Origin of the sequence: Paenibacillus oryzae (assembly GCF_001675045.1) — a bacterium.
Lineage (GTDB): Bacteria > Bacillota > Bacilli > Paenibacillales > Paenibacillaceae > Pristimantibacillus > Pristimantibacillus oryzae.
The window spans coordinates 209,686-225,974 of sequence record NZ_LYPA01000071.1 but is presented as its reverse complement, the minus strand read 5'-3'; the positions used below and the strand labels follow the sequence as shown (position 1 = coordinate 225,974).

At 48.5% G+C, this 16,289-nt stretch carries 17 protein-coding genes and 1 riboswitch; of the genes, 9 read left to right on the top strand and 8 right to left on the bottom strand.

Features of this window, described 5'->3' with window-relative positions; all coding sequences use genetic code 11:
• Positions 1-67 precede the first annotated feature (67 nt).
• Complete coding sequence (locus tag A7K91_RS20475) at positions 68-262, top strand: aspartyl-phosphate phosphatase Spo0E family protein (RefSeq protein ID WP_068686189.1); 195 nt, start codon at positions 68-70, stop codon at positions 260-262.
• A gap of 6 nt (positions 263-268) precedes the next feature.
• Here the strand turns inward: A7K91_RS20475 and tadA are convergent, their stop codons facing one another.
• Entirely contained in the window at positions 269-733 is a 465-nt protein-coding gene (gene tadA / locus A7K91_RS20470) for a tRNA adenosine(34) deaminase TadA (RefSeq protein ID WP_068686187.1), read from the bottom strand.
• Positions 734-959: 226 nt separating this feature from the next.
• Here tadA and A7K91_RS20465 point away from each other — a divergent pair, with 226 nt between their 5' ends.
• Together A7K91_RS20465 and rluF are read left to right on the top strand one after the other, a co-directional pair.
• Positions 960-2,765, top strand: coding sequence for a sensor histidine kinase (locus A7K91_RS20465; RefSeq protein WP_068686185.1), 1,806 nt, complete (start codon positions 960-962; stop codon positions 2,763-2,765).
• Between the two features lie 62 nt (positions 2,766-2,827).
• Entirely contained in the window at positions 2,828-3,529 is a 702-nt protein-coding gene (gene rluF / locus A7K91_RS20460) for a 23S rRNA pseudouridine(2604) synthase RluF (RefSeq protein ID WP_068686183.1), read from the top strand.
• A 96-nt stretch (positions 3,530-3,625) separates the two neighbouring features.
• On the opposite strand, the gene A7K91_RS20455 is transcribed toward rluF, so the two are convergent.
• Positions 3,626-4,483 carry a flagellar motor protein MotB gene (locus A7K91_RS20455; RefSeq protein WP_068686181.1) on the bottom strand — a complete coding sequence of 286 codons (858 nt, stop codon included), beginning with the start codon at positions 4,481-4,483 and terminating at the stop codon, positions 3,626-3,628.
• Positions 4,461-5,267: a flagellar motor stator protein MotA gene (gene motA / locus A7K91_RS20450; RefSeq protein ID WP_068686179.1), complete on the bottom strand. Its 807-nt coding sequence runs from the start codon at positions 5,265-5,267 to the stop codon at positions 4,461-4,463. Before motA ends, A7K91_RS20455 begins: the two co-directional genes overlap by 23 nt.
• A 159-nt stretch (positions 5,268-5,426) precedes the next feature.
• On the opposite strand from motA, the gene A7K91_RS20445 reads away from it, so the two are divergent.
• Positions 5,427-5,720 (top strand): hypothetical protein, encoded by a 294-nt coding sequence (locus A7K91_RS20445; RefSeq protein ID WP_068686177.1) that lies wholly within the window; start codon positions 5,427-5,429, stop codon positions 5,718-5,720.
• Between the two features lie 159 nt (positions 5,721-5,879).
• Here the strand turns inward: A7K91_RS20445 and A7K91_RS20440 are convergent, their stop codons facing one another.
• On the bottom strand, positions 5,880-7,571 hold the full coding sequence (locus A7K91_RS20440) for a bifunctional metallophosphatase/5'-nucleotidase (protein WP_082967620.1): 1,692 nt from the start codon (positions 7,569-7,571) through the stop codon (positions 5,880-5,882).
• A gap of 277 nt (positions 7,572-7,848) precedes the next feature.
• Between A7K91_RS20440 and phnD the strand changes: the two genes are divergently transcribed.
• The 5 genes from phnD (at position 7,849) to A7K91_RS20415 (ending at position 12,976) form a co-directional block, all read left to right on the top strand.
• Complete coding sequence (gene phnD / locus A7K91_RS20435) at positions 7,849-8,835, top strand: phosphate/phosphite/phosphonate ABC transporter substrate-binding protein (RefSeq protein WP_068686261.1); 987 nt, start codon at positions 7,849-7,851, stop codon at positions 8,833-8,835.
• Positions 8,836-8,927: 92 nt separating this feature from the next.
• Positions 8,928-9,728, top strand: a complete 801-nt coding sequence (gene phnC, locus A7K91_RS20430; protein WP_068686173.1) for a phosphonate ABC transporter ATP-binding protein — start codon at positions 8,928-8,930, stop codon at positions 9,726-9,728.
• Between the two features lie 8 nt (positions 9,729-9,736).
• Positions 9,737-10,537 carry a phosphonate ABC transporter, permease protein PhnE gene (phnE, locus tag A7K91_RS20425; protein WP_068686260.1) on the top strand — a complete coding sequence of 267 codons (801 nt, stop codon included), beginning with the start codon at positions 9,737-9,739 and terminating at the stop codon, positions 10,535-10,537.
• Positions 10,534-11,340 (top strand): phosphonate ABC transporter, permease protein PhnE, encoded by an 807-nt coding sequence (phnE, locus tag A7K91_RS20420; RefSeq protein WP_068686171.1) that lies wholly within the window; start codon positions 10,534-10,536, stop codon positions 11,338-11,340. Before phnE (A7K91_RS20425) ends, phnE (A7K91_RS20420) begins: the two co-directional genes overlap by 4 nt.
• Positions 11,341-11,755: 415 nt before the next feature.
• Positions 11,756-12,976: an EAL domain-containing protein gene (locus A7K91_RS20415; protein WP_068686167.1), complete on the top strand. Its 1,221-nt coding sequence runs from the start codon at positions 11,756-11,758 to the stop codon at positions 12,974-12,976.
• Here the strand turns inward: A7K91_RS20415 and A7K91_RS20410 are convergent.
• The 4 genes from A7K91_RS20410 to A7K91_RS20395 all read right to left on the bottom strand — a co-directional run bounded on the left by A7K91_RS20410 (position 12,939) and on the right by A7K91_RS20395 (position 15,977).
• Positions 12,939-13,427, bottom strand: a complete 489-nt coding sequence (locus A7K91_RS20410; RefSeq protein ID WP_068686258.1) for a GNAT family N-acetyltransferase — start codon at positions 13,425-13,427, stop codon at positions 12,939-12,941. The genes A7K91_RS20415 and A7K91_RS20410 overlap by 38 nt on opposite strands.
• Positions 13,428-13,485: 58 nt before the next feature.
• Positions 13,486-14,238, bottom strand: a complete 753-nt coding sequence (locus A7K91_RS20405) for a hypothetical protein (protein WP_068686165.1) — start codon at positions 14,236-14,238, stop codon at positions 13,486-13,488.
• A gap of 1 nt (position 14,239) precedes the next feature.
• Complete coding sequence (locus A7K91_RS20400; protein WP_245697718.1) at positions 14,240-15,355, bottom strand: AAA family ATPase; 1,116 nt, start codon at positions 15,353-15,355, stop codon at positions 14,240-14,242.
• 139 nt (positions 15,356-15,494) lie between these two features.
• The gene (locus A7K91_RS20395; RefSeq protein WP_068686161.1) at positions 15,495-15,977 is read right to left on the bottom strand and encodes a C40 family peptidase; all 483 of its coding nucleotides are present in this window, start codon (positions 15,975-15,977) and stop codon (positions 15,495-15,497) included.
• Between the two features lie 4 nt (positions 15,978-15,981).
• Positions 15,982-16,131: riboswitch (cyclic di-AMP (ydaO/yuaA leader) on the bottom strand.
• Positions 16,132-16,289 lie beyond the last annotated feature (158 nt).

Genomic DNA, 16,289 nt, shown 5'->3' with positions numbered 1-16,289 from the left:
TGGCGCAAAGAGTATAATGGTACTATTCCACACCACGACGAGATAAGGAGCGTGCCTTTAAGCGAACATGGATAAAAACTACTTACTTGCACAGCTGCAATCGCTTAGGCACAAGCTTCACGAAATCGCCGAGGCGAGAGGCAGTCTGACGGACCCTGCCGTGCTCGCTATCAGTGAGGAGGCTGATCAGTTGATTGTTGCCCTGCAGCATATTCAACGCAGCGAAATCCAATTGCCAGGCAAAACCGAAAGCAAACAATAAAATAAATTATCGATTCCTTAGCCGTCGAAAAAATTGAGTGAGCAGCATCGCGCACTGAGACTGCAGGACGTCGCTTGTGAGCTCCGTTTCGTGGTTGAAACGGGGCTCTTGCAGCAGGTTCATAAGCGTTCCGGCGCAGCCGGCCTTGGGATCCGTTGTTCCATACACCACTCGCTTGACGCGCGATTGAACGATTGCGCCCGCACACATGGGACAAGGCTCCAGCGTGACATATAAAGTGCAGTCGAGCAGACGCCAGGCGCCAATGGCCTCGCAAGCCTGCCGGATGGCTACCATTTCCGCATGGGCTGTAGGGTCATGGGTCGTTTCTCGTAAGTTATGGCCTCTGCCGATAATTTGTCCATCACGAACAATGACAGCTCCGATTGGCACCTCACCGATGGCTTCGGCCTTGCGCGCTTCCGCGATTGCTTCCAGCATCCAATCTTGATCTTCTTGTTCTCTTCTCATGACATCTAGGCTCCATTCACTTCAAAATCAAGGTTTGTACAACGAACAAAAGTTCCGATGTTAACAGGCGGTGGATAATTCTGTGGATAACGCGGAAGTTATCCACATATCCATCCACAAAAAATCCACTGTTGTGTATAACCCCTGTTGATGATGTTAATAGACTGTGCATAGGTTAGGAGATATGCAACTATTGAATCATCTTGGCAAAAGGATGTGTCGTTCATTGTCGATAAAGTCGAAACTGTCAATCGTTATTACTCTCATGCTGGTTTCCGTCTTATTGCTCTACCATCTTTTGAGCGAATACTCCATGGTTCAGGGAGTTCGAAATATACTGCTTGAATCCATGAAGAGCATTTCCGTGCAGTTAATGGATAGTATAGCCGAATATGAGAAGCCGGGAGCTGACGATCAACCTGCGGGTTCCGAACATCCGGAAAAAATGATTGCGATACTTCAGAAGTTTCATCCAGCCATAGTGGCGGTTTCGGTATATGACCGGGAAACGGGACAGCTGCGATACGGAAGTGAAAGCCGTCATTTAAATGCTATCAACGTTGGGCGCATTCCGCAAGCCGATTCCAGCCATCCCTTTCGCCTGATGGAAGCGAAGGATGACGATAAGCGGCTTTACATGACCCTTTACGAACCCAATGACGGGTCCTCCTATGACATTGCCATTGTGTACGACCAGTCCATCATCAAATCCATTGTATCGGTAAAGCGCGACTACACCTTGCTGTACTCCGTTTTTTTTATGATCGCGGCTATTGTCCTGGTATATTGGCTCGTTGGCGTTATGATGCGGCCGTTAAAGGATATTTTGTGGAAGGTGAATGAAGTGTCGTCTGTCCGCTTTCAAAAGCCGATTCAGATTCGGGGAAAGGATGAATTCGGATTGCTTGCGCTCAAAATCAATGCCATGTCTCAGAATTTGAGCATTTATATGAACAAGCTGCGGCGTGCATTTGAGGAAAATCGCAATATGAAGGAGTATCTGGAATCCTTTATCAACAATTCCAACGATGCCATTCATCTGATGGATGTGGACGGGAAGGTGATTCAGGTGAACCGTGCATTCGAGCAGCTATTCGGTTACGAGCAATCCGTTGTGTTAGGTACGGTACATCCTACCATTCCGGAGTCCAAAATCAAGGAAATTCGCCATATGCTTGAGCAATTGAAAAAAGGAAAAAAACTGCCCGCCCACGAAACGGTTCGCGAGACACTGGGGGGAGAGATGATCCCGGTCAGCGTTACCTTATCCCCGATACGGGAGACCGACGGGAGAATTACAGGATTTGCAAGCATTTGCCGGGACATGCGAACTCGCAATCGGATGGAGGAGCTGCTTCGCCGTTCGGAGAAGCTGACCACGGTTGGCCAGCTGGCGGCAGGCGTGGCGCATGAAATACGAAACCCGCTCACAACGCTGCGGGGGTTTCTGCAATTGCAGCAGCAGAGCGGCAGTCTCAATCAATCTCATGTAAAGCTGATGCTCTCGGAGCTTGACCGGATTAATCTGATTGTGGGGGAATTTCTGATTTTGGCCAAGCCCCAGGCAACGAAGTTTGTAGCGAAGGATGTCAGGAACGTGCTGCAGGATGTGCTGGTTTTTCTGGACAGCGAAGCGCATCTGCATAATATCGTTTTTCGCCAAGTGTTTACAGAGGAGGACTGCTCCATCTCCTGCGAGGAAAATCAGCTAAAGCAGGTGTTTATCAATTTACTCAAAAACGCAATCGAGGCTATGCCCGGCGGCGGGGTAGTCCATATTTCCGTTCAGCGAAAGGGCGGAAGCGTAGCGATCAGCATTACCGATGAGGGTATCGGGATACCGGAGGATATGATCTCCAAAATCGGCGATCCCTTTTTCACCGCCAAGGAAACGGGAACAGGTCTTGGCATTATGGTGAGCCAACGTATCATTAATAGCCACCAGGGCACGATGGATATCCAGAGCCAGGTAAATATCGGCACCTCCGTAAAAGTAACGCTGCCTGCCTTAAGGGATGCGGTGGCCGGGTAAAAGGGATTGTTGCACAAATTCCTTTCCTGGTGTAGGATACGCTTGAACGGGGTGAAGCAGCTGTGAGAATTAATAAGTTTATTAGTGAAACGGGCTTTTGCTCAAGACGCGAAGCGGACAAGCTGATTGAAGGCCGCAAAGTAACCATTAACGGGATTATAGCCGAACTGGGCAGCCAGGCTGAGCCCGGCGACGATGTGAGGGTAAACGGCCGCCGCATCGGAGAACGCAAGCGCCCGGTCTATATTGCACTAAACAAGCCGGTTGGCATAACCAGCACAACCGAGCTACATATTAAAGGCAATATTGTTGATTTTGTTGGACACAAGGAGCGTATTTTCCCTATTGGGAGACTGGATAAGGATTCCGAGGGCCTTATTCTGATGACGAATGACGGTGACGTGGTTAATCCGATCTTGCGCTCTGAAGGCAAACACGAAAAAGAATACATCGTGACGGTAGACCGGCCAGTGACCGATTCATTCCTGAAGGGCATGGGCAGCGGAGTTCGTATTTTGGGCAGCATGACATTGCCTTGCAAGGTGACCCGAATCGGGGAGCGGATGTTTCGTATAGTGCTGACCGAGGGTAAAAACCGTCAAATTCGCCGCATGTGCGAAGCGTTTGGTTACCATGTCCGGCATTTGAAGCGGATTCGCATTATGAACATTATGCTGGGAGACCTGCCGCGCGGCAAGTGGCGCGATTTGACGGAGGACGAACGTCTGGAGCTGTTCGACCTGCTTCATTACAACCCAAGATAGATATAGTACAAAACAGAGAGCCGGCGGCAACTCCCTGTTCAGGGAGATTGCCGCCGGCTCTCTGTTGTTGTGACTAAATTCCGGTCAAGCCTTGGCCTATTTCGAAGCCTTTAAGGTTTGTACATTGCGGCTATCGATGTACGTATGGAGAATGGAAACCTCGACGCGGCGGTTTTTTGCCTTGTTTTCGACGGTATCATTTTCCGCTACGGGATGATATTCGCCATAACCGATCGCACTAAAGCGCTGCGGATCAATATTTTTGTTCTCCAACATGACGTCCAGAAACCGGACGGCCCGTATGGTGCTTAGATCCCAGTTCGAGCGGAACTGGCTGTTGTTGATTGGCGTATCATCCGTATGCCCGGCAACCACAACATCATAGTCGGGATATTCCTCAAGCATTGTGGCGATGGCCACGGCCAGTTCTCTTGCCTCAGGCTTTAAATTGGCTTGAGCTGGAGAAAACAGCGCTTTGTCGCTGATGGTAATAACCAGCTGCGATAAATTCATATGGGTTTCCAAATCGGATACCAAGCCGTTTTTTTCGATATACGCATCAATTTTTTTCTTTAAATCCTCAAATTCCGCTTCCTCTCGCTTTATCAGCTCCTGAAGCTCGTTTTCGGACATTTTATCTTCTTCATTTTGCTTGTTTTCCTGGTTTTTCTGCTCTTGTTGCTCTTGACTGTCCTGATTTTCGTTATCCTTCTTTTTCTTGCTGGTGTCATCGCCGTCCTGCGTGACGGAAGGCATGTTCAGAATGCCGCCGCCGTCGTTTAAGGCGATTTTAAAAGCCTGCGACATTTGCTCGAACTTTTTGATATCGACGGTATTCATGGCATAAAGCACGATAAATAGCGCGAGCAACAGGGTCATTAAGTCCGCATAGGGAATCAGCCAGGATTCGTCTACATGTTCTTCGTGGTCATCATGCTTGTGCTTTTTGCTCAACGGCCCCTTCCTCCTTCTCCCTCATTTGTTTCCGCTCCGTAGGGGTCAGGAAGACAGACAGCTTTTGGTTAATCGCAATGGTGGAAACGCCGGACTGAATGGACAACAAGCCCTCCAGCATCATCAGCTTGATCTGAATTTCCTGCTTGGAAATACGTTTGAGTTTGTTGGCAAAGGGATGCCATAATACATATCCTGTAAATATACCTAGCAGCGTCGCGATAAACGCGCCAGCGATAGCGTGAGCCAGCTTTTCCATCTCGCTCATATCCGCCAATGCGGCAATGAGACCAACCACCGCGCCGAGAACCCCGAGCGTAGGGGCATAGGTGCCTGCCTGTGTAAAGATCAAGGCGCCGGCTTTATGGCGCTCCTCTGTGGCAGCGATATCCTCCAGCAATACGTCACGCACGAGGTCCTGGTCATTTCCGTCAATAATCATACGCATGCCGTTGCGGAGGAAATCATCTTCAATTTCATCGACCTTTGCTTCCAATGCCAGCAAGCCCTCGCGGCGCGTAATGGATGCCCATTCCATAAAGCGCTGAATGAGCTGTTCGCGTTCGGGCAGCTGGGGGGTAGAAAAAACGATTTTAAACAAAGAACCGACTTTTTTTAGCTCGGACATTGGAAAAGCAACCATAACGGCAGCCATAGTCCCCAAAATAATAATCATATAGGCGGCGGGATTCAATAGAGCGGAAAGCTTTGCTCCCTTGACCACCATCCCGCCGAATATTCCGATAAGACCTAACACGAGACCAATAATTGTTGAGTTCTTCATCCTACACCCCGTCCAGTATGTATTTCTGCATTTTTCTGTGTCGCCGGTGACAGGCGACAGGCGTTTGCGTTTGTCTACTTCTATTTATATCGTCAAAAGGGTATTCTGAAATTAGAGTAAACGGAATTCGTTCCGTAAAAATAAGGAGTTGTGAACAAAATGGGAGTGCGCCATGCCAGAGAATACAGCGATATTCTAGCGGAATTGACTGCCGCGGTGGGGAAAATAGGAGAAAATTTCACATTTTTCGAAATGGAAAAGGATGAGTGGGAGGCGCTGGGCGAGGAAGAAAGAAGCGAAGTCATGGAAGCATTGGCGGACGATGTGTTTTTCGGTTTGGGAGAACATCCGGTGATTGAAGTCGGGCAAGGAGCCGTTTCCTATAACAACAAACATCATGTAATCGAGGTAACGCAAGGGGACAATGTTATTCAGATCATTCGATTGATTTGAGGCAAGCATCCGCCTTGACTCTGCGCCGTCTGATGGCAGCCGTCCGTTTTTTACTCCAGCGGCCAGTCAGCTCGGCGCCGGCGCTTTACCTTTTGCCGCTGGATTTCGGTATTTGGTTACGGCAACAAAATCGAAATGTCTCTTCCTAACAGGCGATGGTCAGTCACGCGAGGCTGTCACCCGCCAATTCCCTGCCTTCGGAACAGCCAGCGGCTGATGCTTGCGGATATATCGTTCCACCAGAGCGGCCATGTCGTCCGCTCCTTCATGCAAAACCGGCTTGCCGACATACATCGTATAATCCCCTCCGCCGGAAGCCCGATAGTTGTTCATAACAACGGAGTAGCTTCTGTTCATATCCAGCGGCTCCCCGTCGCGCTCCAGCTTTGCCACTCGCGAGCCTGGAGGTTTGGCAATGTTTAATTCATAATGAATGCCGCCCCACATATCGTAATTGTAATGCTGCGGCTTGGGCCGAAGATAATCCGGATGAACCTCAATATCCCCCGCATCGTTCAGCGTAAAATAACGAGCACTTTGCTCCAGCGCCTCCTTGATGTCCCTCCCGCTCAGCCTGAGAACAGCTAACGTATTGGGATATATAAAGTTGGACGAAATATCCCGTATGGTGATGCTTCCCGAAAAACCGCCGCCTTGCTCGCTTAAAAAAGCCGCGTTTGATAATTCAGCGCCCGTAGCCTCCATCTGCACCTGATGGACAAAAGCCATAAAGGGATGCTCCTTAAGCCGAAGCGACAAGGGGTCATCAACCGACAAATCGCCTTCCAGCACGCCGATGGGCTGGTCAAGCCAAGCCTGGGCAGCCGCTTCGGACTCCTCCGTCAACTCCAATACCGTGTTATCCGGGCTATTGCCTTCCGAGCTGGCGTCCAAAAGCCGGGCTTCTTTTTTTACAATGCGCCACCTCTCGCCCTCGCACTTCTCCAGCTGAATGGATATGCGGCCGCACGACGCCCCCGAGACACCCGGCTGGACAATGGTTACTCCGTTTATTTCACCCGTCAGCCGGCGATGCTGGTGTCCGGTCAACAACACATCGATGCCTTCGATTTCCGTACACATGGCGTACCCTTGATTTTCGCCGGTCAATCGCTCTGTCGGCTCGCCGCTTTGTAGATCGCGTTCAAAGCCGCCATGGTAGCTGACCGCCAGCACGTCCGGCTGCTCATGCTTGCGAATATATGCAACCCAGCTCCGCACTGTCTCCAGAGCGTCCAGAAACGTCAGACCCTCTATATGGCCGGGCAGCTCCCAATTGGGAATGTAATGGGTTGTGACGCCAAGCAAGGCTACTTTTACGCCGGAGGATAACGTTTTGATCAGATAAGGCGGCCCAAAAGCGGGGGACAAGCCCTTGGCAGGCATAGGAAGAACAGAGGAACGTGTACTCTCTGCATCATCTTCCTTTGGTTTGTTCGCATGCTCGACTCTTGGCAATGGATCAACGGATAACGTCTGCTCGCCAGCCAGCGGCTGCTCTTTTGCGGCAACGATGTTGGCGGACAGCCAGGGAAAACGGGAGTCCAGCGCCGCCTTGCGCAGCAATGGAAGGCCGTAATTGAATTCATGGTTGCCGATAACGGCTGCATCGTAGCGAAGCTCATTCAAAACGCTGATGAAGGGATGAACCTCCTGCTGACCGGTAAAAGCGGCGGCGTAGGATGCCAGCGGCGAACCCTGCAAAAGATCGCCGTTGTCGATAAGCAACAGCTCGGGAGCCCTTTCGCGCTCGCGGGCAATGAGCGATGACAGCATGGCAAGCCCCTCCCGGCGAGGGGCGTTTGTATGGTAATCGATGGGGCGAATGGCGCCATGAATGTCGCTGGTCATTATAATGTCGCAGACCGCCGTACTGGCTCTGGAGCCGGCTCTCTTTGATGAGTTCGTCGGGTTTATCGGGTTTGTTGCCACAGCGTTCTCTCCCTGTATGGCTCGTTTCTATGTCGAGCTGAATGATAATGAGGCTATTCTAGCAGATGAAGCGGCGGTTTACAGCCCTTCCTCAAATTTTACAAAAATACGAAATGAAATTGATGTTTACCAAATATACCTTGCTTATAGTGGACAAGTGCACAAAAATACAAGATTCGTTTTGGAGGGTGTTCACTTGAAGAAGTCTGCTTTATTGATCTCTGTTTTATTTCTGGTTTTGCTGCTGACGGCTTGCGGAGCCGGCAACAAAACCTCCAGCAATGGCGCCAATGGGGGTTCGCCCAGCCCCGGCGCTGACACATCAACGCCTGCGCATACGGAAGCTGCTTCCGAGGGCTATTCGCCAACTGAATTGACCGTGCAGTTTGTGCCTTCCCAAAATGCAGAAACGCTGGAAGCCAAGGCAAAGCCGCTGGAAAAGCTGCTTGGCGATCGACTCGGCATCCCGGTAAAGGTTAGCGTATCGACAGATTTTAATACCATTATTGAAGCTATGGCTTCCAAAAAGGTAGATGTGGGCTTCCTGCCCCCGACTGGTTATGTCATTGCTAAAGAAAAAGGAGCGGCTGAAGTCATTCTGCAGGCGCAGCGTTTCGGCGTGGATGACGTCACTGGAGCTCCAACCGAAAATCTGGTGGACTTCTACAAAGCTTTGTTCATTGTGAAAAAGGATTCTCCGATTGGGTCCGTAGCAGATTTGAAAGGGGCCAAAATCGCCTACCAAAACGTAACCTCCTCTGCCGGTTATGTATGGCCTGCCGGCTTGCTGCTGGATAACGGCATCGACCCGCTGAAGGATGTTCAGCCGATTACCGTCAAGGGGCATGACCAAGGCGTATTGGCTGTGCTGAACGGCGATGTAGATGCGGCCGCTATTTTTCAGGATGCCCGCAACATCGTGACCAAGGATTATCCCACTGTATTTGAAGAAACCCGCATCCTGGCCTTCACCGAGCCCATTCCTAATGACACCATTTCCGTACGCTCCGACATGAGCGCGGAATGGGTGGACAAAATCAAAAAAGCTTTCATTGATATCGGCAAAGACGAAGAAGGCCATGCCATCATCAAGGAAATTTATACACATGAGGGTTATGTTGAATCCAAAGACAGCAATTTTGAAATTGTGCGCCAGTATAACGAAAAAGTGAAAACAGAGTAGTAAGCAGCGAACAGGCCGGACCAGCGTTTCTTGCGCTGTCCGGTCTTTTGCGCGTTGGAATGAAACATTTTCAAGAAAGAAGGCATGTCATAATGATTGAGCTGCGCCAGGTATCCAAGGAATATCCCAACGGAACCAAGGGACTGAATAAGATTAACCTGACGATCGGGCAGGGGGAATTTATAGCCGTTGTTGGGCTGTCGGGGGCGGGCAAGTCGACGCTGCTGCGTTCCATCAACCGGCTCCACGATATTACAGAAGGCGACATCATCATTAACGGCAAATCCATCACGAAGTCCCATGGCAAAGCGCTGCGGATGATTCGGAGGGATATTGGCATGATTTTTCAAAGCTTCAACCTTGTGAAACGATCAACTGTGCTTCGCAATGTGCTTGCCGGACGAGTCGGCTATCATTCCACGCTGCGCAGCATACTAGGGCGCTTTCCGGCGGCTGATGTGGATTTGGCCTTTGGCGCGCTGGAGCGGGTTGGCATCGCGGATAAAGCCTATATAAGAGCGGATCAGCTGTCCGGGGGTCAGCAGCAGCGCGTAGCGATTGCCCGCGTGTTGGCTCAGGAGGCCAAAATCATTCTTGCCGATGAACCCGTCGCTTCGCTGGACCCGCTGACGACTAAGCAGGTCATGGACGATTTGAAGCGCATCAATCAGGAATTGGGCATTACGACGATAGTCAATTTGCATTTTATCGATTTGGCTCGTGAATATGCAACGAGAATTATTGGATTGCGGGCGGGAGAAGTTGTATTCGACGGACCGGTGTCGGATGCGACGAATGAACGTTTTGCCGCCATTTACGGTCGTCCGATCCAGGAGGATGAGCTGTTGGACAAAGGAAACGCGCCGGCCGGGCAGAAGGGGATTACGGCATGAAAACGCAAATGGGCGTTCCGCAAAGTGCTGCCGTCTCAATTCACCCCAAGCCGCCGGGACGCATCAAGCATGTTTTGACGGCTGCTCTCGTATTGCTGCTGCTTATTGCCAGCGCGAAGCAGACGGAGGCCAGCTTTGGCGAATTGCTGGAGGGAATCCCCGAAATGATGAAATTGCTGCGGGAGATGGTTCCTCCCCGCTGGAGCTATATGGACAACATTCTGCCGGGCATGCTGGAAACGATCCGAATGGCTCTTCTTGGCACAACTATTGGCGCGATAGGCGCCATTCCTGTCGCCATTTTTTGCGCTGGCAATCTTACCCCTAATATTTGGGTGTATTATCCTGCGAGGTTCCTGCTTAATTTGATCCGAACGCTGCCGGATTTGCTGCTTGCTGCTATATTTGTTGCCATTTTTGGACTGGGACCAGTTCCCGGCATTTTTGCTCTGGCGGTGTTTTCTCTGGGACTGATTGCTAAACTGACGTATGAAGCCTTGGAGACAATTGACCGGGGGCCGCTGGAGGCTATGACGGCGGTCGGCATGAACCGGATTCAGCTTATTGTTTTTGGTGTCGTGCCTCAGCTCGCAGCGCAGTTTACCTCGTTTGTTTTGTATGCTTTTGAAATCAATGTGCGTGCCGCCGCTGTTCTAGGCCTCGTTGGAGCGGGCGGAATCGGCCTTTATTATGAAGCGACGCTGGGATTTCTTGAATATGACAAGACCAGCGCCATTATTCTGATGACGCTTGTAATTGTGCTGCTGATTGATTATGCCAGCACCAAGCTGCGGGAGAAATTGCTATGATGAAAACAGAAGCCGGAGTAGTCCGGCCTAAACCGCTCAAAAGTCCGTTTCGTCTAGTTATTATAGTTGCGCTGGCTTTTGTTTATATCTGGGCATTATCCGGCGTACCCATGGACGGTCTGAAGGAAACTGCGGGTCAGGTAACGAAGGCGATAGCGGCGGGTATTTTTTCACCGGACTGGAACTATGTTTATTTGCCTGAAGGCGAGGATTTGCTGCGCGGCTTGCTTGACACGCTTGCCATATCGGTGCTTGGCACGGTCATTTCCGCTGTGCTTTGTATTCCGTTTGCGTTTTGGGCTTCGCGCAATATGAGCCGCTTCCGCTGGTTAAGCGGTTCGGGCAGGATGATGCTTAGCGTTATTCGTACGTTCCCGGAAATCATTATGGCGTTAATGTTTATTAAGGCAGTGGGGCCAACCTCTTTTGCGGGGGTGCTGGCACTGGGACTGCATTCCATCGGCATGTTGGGCAAGCTGTATGCTGACGAGGTGGAAAATATTGATCCAGGTCCGTCGGAGGCGCTGCTGGCATGCGGGGCTACCCGGCTGCAGCAGATGTGGTTCGCCGTGCTTCCACAGGTTATGCCGGGGTTTCTGTCAAATACGCTGTACCGATTTGAAATCAATGTCCGCTCCGCAACGATTCTTGGCGTTATCGGCGCCGGCGGCATCGGCACGCCCTTGATTTTTGCACTAAGCGCTCGCAATTGGCCGCGCGTCGGCATTATTTTGCTGGGCATCGTTGTCATGATTACATTAATTGACCTCCTGTCCGGCTACATTCGCAAAAAGCTGGTTTAAAGCTGGTGTAAAGAGCAGTGGGCAAGCAAATGTACAGGAACAACGCGCAACTGCTGCGTACAGGCACATCTTACAGGTATAATGTGTGGACATTACGTCAGGTGGTGCGTGTAGCGGACATTTATGAGTGTTAGAAGCAAAATGCGGCATATGAGAAGTGTTAGGGTCATGAATGACTGTGCTATTTGTGGCAATAGCTTGGAATAAGGTCAGGAGCCATCAGGGACCTGACCTTTTTTGTAGCTGACTGCTGTTTGAAGAGGCTGAAGGATTTGTTGTAAAGCGCCTGATACGCTGCGTCAGTTAAACCTTTTGGCCCCAATCCTTTCTTTACATTGGATTTACTCTCTCGTACAATGAAGGTGGTTCATTATGACAGAAAAACTGACGCAACTATGACATTGAGGTGAGCGCGATGACCCCGTTACCTAATCATATGCCGCATCCGCTTCCCGAAGGTTTGCCGCCAGGCTTAATCAGGCCATATTACCAGCCCATCATTGCTATGGATACCGGGCTTATAGCGGGCTACGAGGTGTTGGGCAGAGTGGTGAACAACGGTGTTGCGAGAAGTCTGGGCTCTTTTTTCGCCGATAGCTCTGTTCCAATGGATGAACATCTCAAAGTGGATGGTTATATTCGAGAAACCGCGATTAGACGAATCGGCGGAGAAGAAATGCCGCCGCTGCTATTCCTGAATTTTAAACCGGAGTGGCTATATCATACCGGAGCCAGCGGGGAGCTTCAAATGTTAGCTATGCTGGAGAAATACCGGCTCCCGCCCAATAGAATTGTTATTGAAATTACCGAAGAGAGCTTTAATGGTCCTATGGACATCTTAAGGGGCGTTATTGACCGTTACCGTGCCAACGGCTGTCAAATCGCAATAGACGATGTAGGCATCGGTTTCAGCAGCATGGACCGAATCGCCCAGATTCAGCCCAATCTATTGAAGATTGATATGCATATGGTGAAAAAGAGCGGAACTCATAACGGTTACTTCGGCGTATTGCGCTCCTTCTCGGAGCTGGCAGAGCAAATTGGGGCATCGCTATTGTTTGAAGGTGTTGAAACAAAGGAGGATTTGGAGCGGGCCATTCAAGCCGGAGCCAGATATGTGCAAGGTTTTTTGTTTGCCAAGGCGGAGCCTGAGCTGCTCTCGCCCGAAGCGTTTGCGCCATTCGTGGAGGCAGAGCTGGCAAGCAATCTGAAACGGCATGTCATTAAAGAGCGCCATTGGCTTGTTCATGCGGAAAAAATAGCCGATCAGCTTATGGACATGACAGGGCGCGAGGATGTAGTGGAAGATACGGACGAATGGCTGGAGCGGCTGCTTCCCGCTCTGGATGAAAGCTGTATAAGAGTATACATATGCAATGGCGACGGCATTCAGCTGTCAGCTAATTTCTGCCGGGGAACGAACGGAGGCTGGCTGAGAGAAGAGCAGTTCAGGCATGTAAATTGGAGCTGGCGTCCCTATTACATTCCCAATCTGGTGCAATTAAGTCATCGCCGCCGTTCTATTGTTTCCCGTGCTTATACCGATCTGGATACGCATGAATGGATTCGTACAATATCTGTGCTGGTCCGGGACGGGGTTATTTTGTTTGTGGATAGCACCGATAATCCGGGGTAAAAACCATGCAATGGCATTCTCCCGTATCGCCTTGAAGTAAAAGCCGGAAATAGGTATCCGTAATGACAAATCCCGCCTTTTCATAGGCGCGGATTGCGCGTTGATTCCAGGTCAGAACCTCCAGGTCGATCTCGTTGCCCGGTTTAAGGGAAAGGGCCAATGAAGCCGCCGATTGCGCAAGCAAGGAGCCCTTGCCTCTGCCGCACAGGTCGGGACGCAGGCCAAGCCCAAGTCGGGTGACGCCCCCCATGGGGAATAACTGAGCGTAACCGATCAATTCGTCAGCCTCGTTAACAGCCACCCAATATTGCTCCTTGCGCAGGACGGGATCGCCAAATTCGATTTCGTCCTTTTTCATATCTTCCCATGCGGGAAAGTTATAGATATGGTAAGGGGGCTCATACGCCCACTGGCAAATGAGGGCAGCGTGCGTTTCCTCCATAGGCTTCATTGTCAGCTCGACTTGGCATTTTGGTTTACTATCCGGTTTTTGGATGGAGAATATATGTTTAATCATGTCTGATCTCCCCGTATTCATCTAAAAAATGAATAAGTGAAGTGTTGATAACCCAAATCTGATTATCTGTAACTAATCTATCGCATTGGGCGATACATAGTTCTATATACTTTGTATTCATACTTGAAGTATTGCTCTGAATAAGTGCATTTAACTTATTGGAGTGGAGCTTTATGATTTTATTTCCTTCTTCTTTACTGATATTCTCAATTTTAGAAATGCAAGTTCGAGATGCAACTAAACGTTTGTATGGATTTTGTTTGTGGCTTCCGATTTTGTGAAGTTCTTGAAAATGTAAGACTGAGCTTAAGAAATCATCACTTTCTAAATTATCTATATCTTTATATGACTCCAACATAGGATAATTAATGTATAGCTTTCCCAAATCTGTAGAGTCTGCAAAGTTAGTAACCAGTTCTATTAACTTATTGCTAGCATATAAGGGGTCCTGTGGGTCATAATCAAAAATTAAAAGAATATCCTGGAAATCACTTTTACTTAGTTTATCATCACCTTGCAGGTTAAAGTAACTGTTTAGAAATAGCGGTAAATCAATAAATTCATACTCAATGTTTCCAGATGGATCAGCATATTCTTTTTTTAATCGTTGATAGAAGGCATACAGATTTGTTTTGTAGGAAACAATATGAACGTTATGGACACCATAAAGGTTGTAAAAGTGAGACAGAAGTTTGGGTTCCTCTTTCTCTCCTTCTACAAGTAAAAGTATCTTTTTCTGTGACAACTTATTCACTCACCGTTCTATCGAATTCACCGCTTTGGTATAACTTCTCCAAATTATGGCCTTCTCTTAATTCCCTGGTGGTGGCATCTGCAACAGATACTATTCCATTGAAAGACAGAACAAAGTAACAGTCGGGACGCATGATTTTATTACTCATCAAATCTGTGTTATGCGTGGTTAGGAAAATTTGACAATTTCTTTTCTGAATTAATAGATTCAACACATATTCAGCTAATTCAAAATGGAGATTTGCATCAAATTCATCAATGTACAGAAATGAAACCTCATCTAGTTTTCTCAAGATTGCGTATAATGCCGTTAATACCCTGGTCCCGCTAGACATATTTTTTACAAATTCCAACGGTCGGGCAAAATCAAAATACAGTGTTTTCTCACCATCAGGTTTGACATCTTTTTTTAGTGAGATATTAATTCCGGCATGGTTTAAAAAGGTTGTAAAATCATCAACTAAATCTTCTTCAATTATTGTACGTGTTAGGCCTTTATCAGCTATACGGGGACCTTCGAACGCTACTCCGCTAGACCGTGTTTCCATAAAAGCCATGCCCGAAACAAAATTATTAAAATCTTTAAGGATGGAAAGCTCTTGCAGCTTTGCGTTTGTTATGATGTATCGTGTAACGGACGTTTCATTGTCCCAATGGTCTAAGTTTAAATGTTTTAACTCTTCATACTGAAGTAAGTTTGTAAAGTCTCCTTCACCTGACGCAAAGTTGAACATAAATAATTGTTGATTATCAATGTGGAGTTCCTCAAACTGAATCTCGGTTGCTGAGCGTTTCTCATAATAATATCTTATTTCACGATTGTTAATTTTAAAATGGTAGGTAAAAGCGGCGGCACTTTCTTCTGAATACGCGTTCAGATAACCTAGGCTGTCTCCCATTATTTTAGAATGATTTGGCAAAAGCATTGAGCGAATGTCCATTAATGCATAGCCTAAATTCGATTTTCCGACAGCATTTTTGCCATATAAAATAGCCTTGGAAATCAGATTGCTTTGTATACAAGCATCATTGAATTTATAATCCCTAACCTTTGTAAAGTCTATTGTAATTGGATCTCTGAAGGCTCGATAATTTGAAACAGAAAACATTTTTAACACGGCACTCACTCCCGTAATTTTATTACACCTACAACCAAGTATATAGTAACAAAATTAAAATTATACGTCCAACGCACCACTACACGCAAAAAACCCGTGCAAGATTTGCACGGGGCTGCTGCATAACGGCTTATTCGGCCGCTACTGCGTATTTTTCAAAAGCACTATCATCCATAACACGACGAGCGGTTACATAACGGGTTTTGTAGTAAGAGGAATCCAGCTCATCAATCGTCACACCGATTCGTGTGGAAGCATGAGCGAATTTGCCGTTTCCTACATAGATGCCAACATGCGAAATGTTGCCATTGTTTTTGCCCGATGTGTCGAAGAACACAAGATCGCCGGCTTTCAAGTCGGCTTTGGCGACTTTTTCGCCTTGGCTTGCTTGATCAACCGATCTGCGGGACAAATCCAAACCCATTTTTGCGAAGACATAACCGGTGAAGCCGGAGCAATCAAATCCGCTGGTGGTGGAACCGCCATACTGATATTTAACTCCAATCAATTCATCGATGATGCCATCCATTTCGGAGCTCGCGAAAGCGCTGCCAGCTTGAAAAGTTAGCAGCAGGACAAGCCCGAGTAATAACGCGCTAAGTTTCTTCTTCAAATCTTGAAACTCCTTCCGGCGCCGACGAGGTTAGCTGTGGGGTTCGGTTGAAAGGTTCCCTATGATCTCGCAGGAGCTGCGGAGCAGCAGCCGAAATCAATTCACCCAAAGTGGTTCCCCCGTTTCCCTTGCGGGAATTAGGCTGTATGTCGTTCAGATTTCTAAGCCTTATATTAAAACGAAATTGTAGTTTCGTGTTGAATGTGAGAAGATTCTAATAAACTTTCAACGGAAACGGAGACCGACTCTGACGGCAGTCTCCGACAGAAGCCCCGAATAATGGCGTTTTCACTGGCTTTATCCTGCTCGGGA

What these genes read in the sequence shown, in the direction of transcription:
- A7K91_RS20475 (WP_068686189.1), top strand. Translation starts at nt 68, where the DNA reads ATGGATAAAAACTACTTACTTGCACAGCTGCAATCGCTTAGGCACAAG.
- tadA (WP_068686187.1), bottom strand. Translation starts at nt 733, where the DNA reads ATGAGAAGAGAACAAGAAGATCAAGATTGGATGCTGGAAGCAATCGCG.
- motA (WP_068686179.1), bottom strand. Translation starts at nt 5,267, where the DNA reads ATGAAGAACTCAACAATTATTGGTCTCGTGTTAGGTCTTATCGGAATA.
- A7K91_RS20445 (WP_068686177.1), top strand. Translation starts at nt 5,427, where the DNA reads ATGGGAGTGCGCCATGCCAGAGAATACAGCGATATTCTAGCGGAATTG.
- A7K91_RS20440 (WP_082967620.1), bottom strand. Translation starts at nt 7,571, where the DNA reads ATGACCAGCGACATTCATGGCGCCATTCGCCCCATCGATTACCATACA.
- phnC (WP_068686173.1), top strand. Translation starts at nt 8,928, where the DNA reads ATGATTGAGCTGCGCCAGGTATCCAAGGAATATCCCAACGGAACCAAG.
- phnE (WP_068686260.1), top strand. Translation starts at nt 9,737, where the DNA reads ATGGGCGTTCCGCAAAGTGCTGCCGTCTCAATTCACCCCAAGCCGCCG.
- phnE (WP_068686171.1), top strand. Translation starts at nt 10,534, where the DNA reads ATGATGAAAACAGAAGCCGGAGTAGTCCGGCCTAAACCGCTCAAAAGT.
- A7K91_RS20415 (WP_068686167.1), top strand. Translation starts at nt 11,756, where the DNA reads ATGACCCCGTTACCTAATCATATGCCGCATCCGCTTCCCGAAGGTTTG.
- A7K91_RS20410 (WP_068686258.1), bottom strand. Translation starts at nt 13,427, where the DNA reads ATGAAGCCTATGGAGGAAACGCACGCTGCCCTCATTTGCCAGTGGGCG.
- A7K91_RS20400 (WP_245697718.1), bottom strand. Translation starts at nt 15,355, where the DNA reads ATGTTTTCTGTTTCAAATTATCGAGCCTTCAGAGATCCAATTACAATA.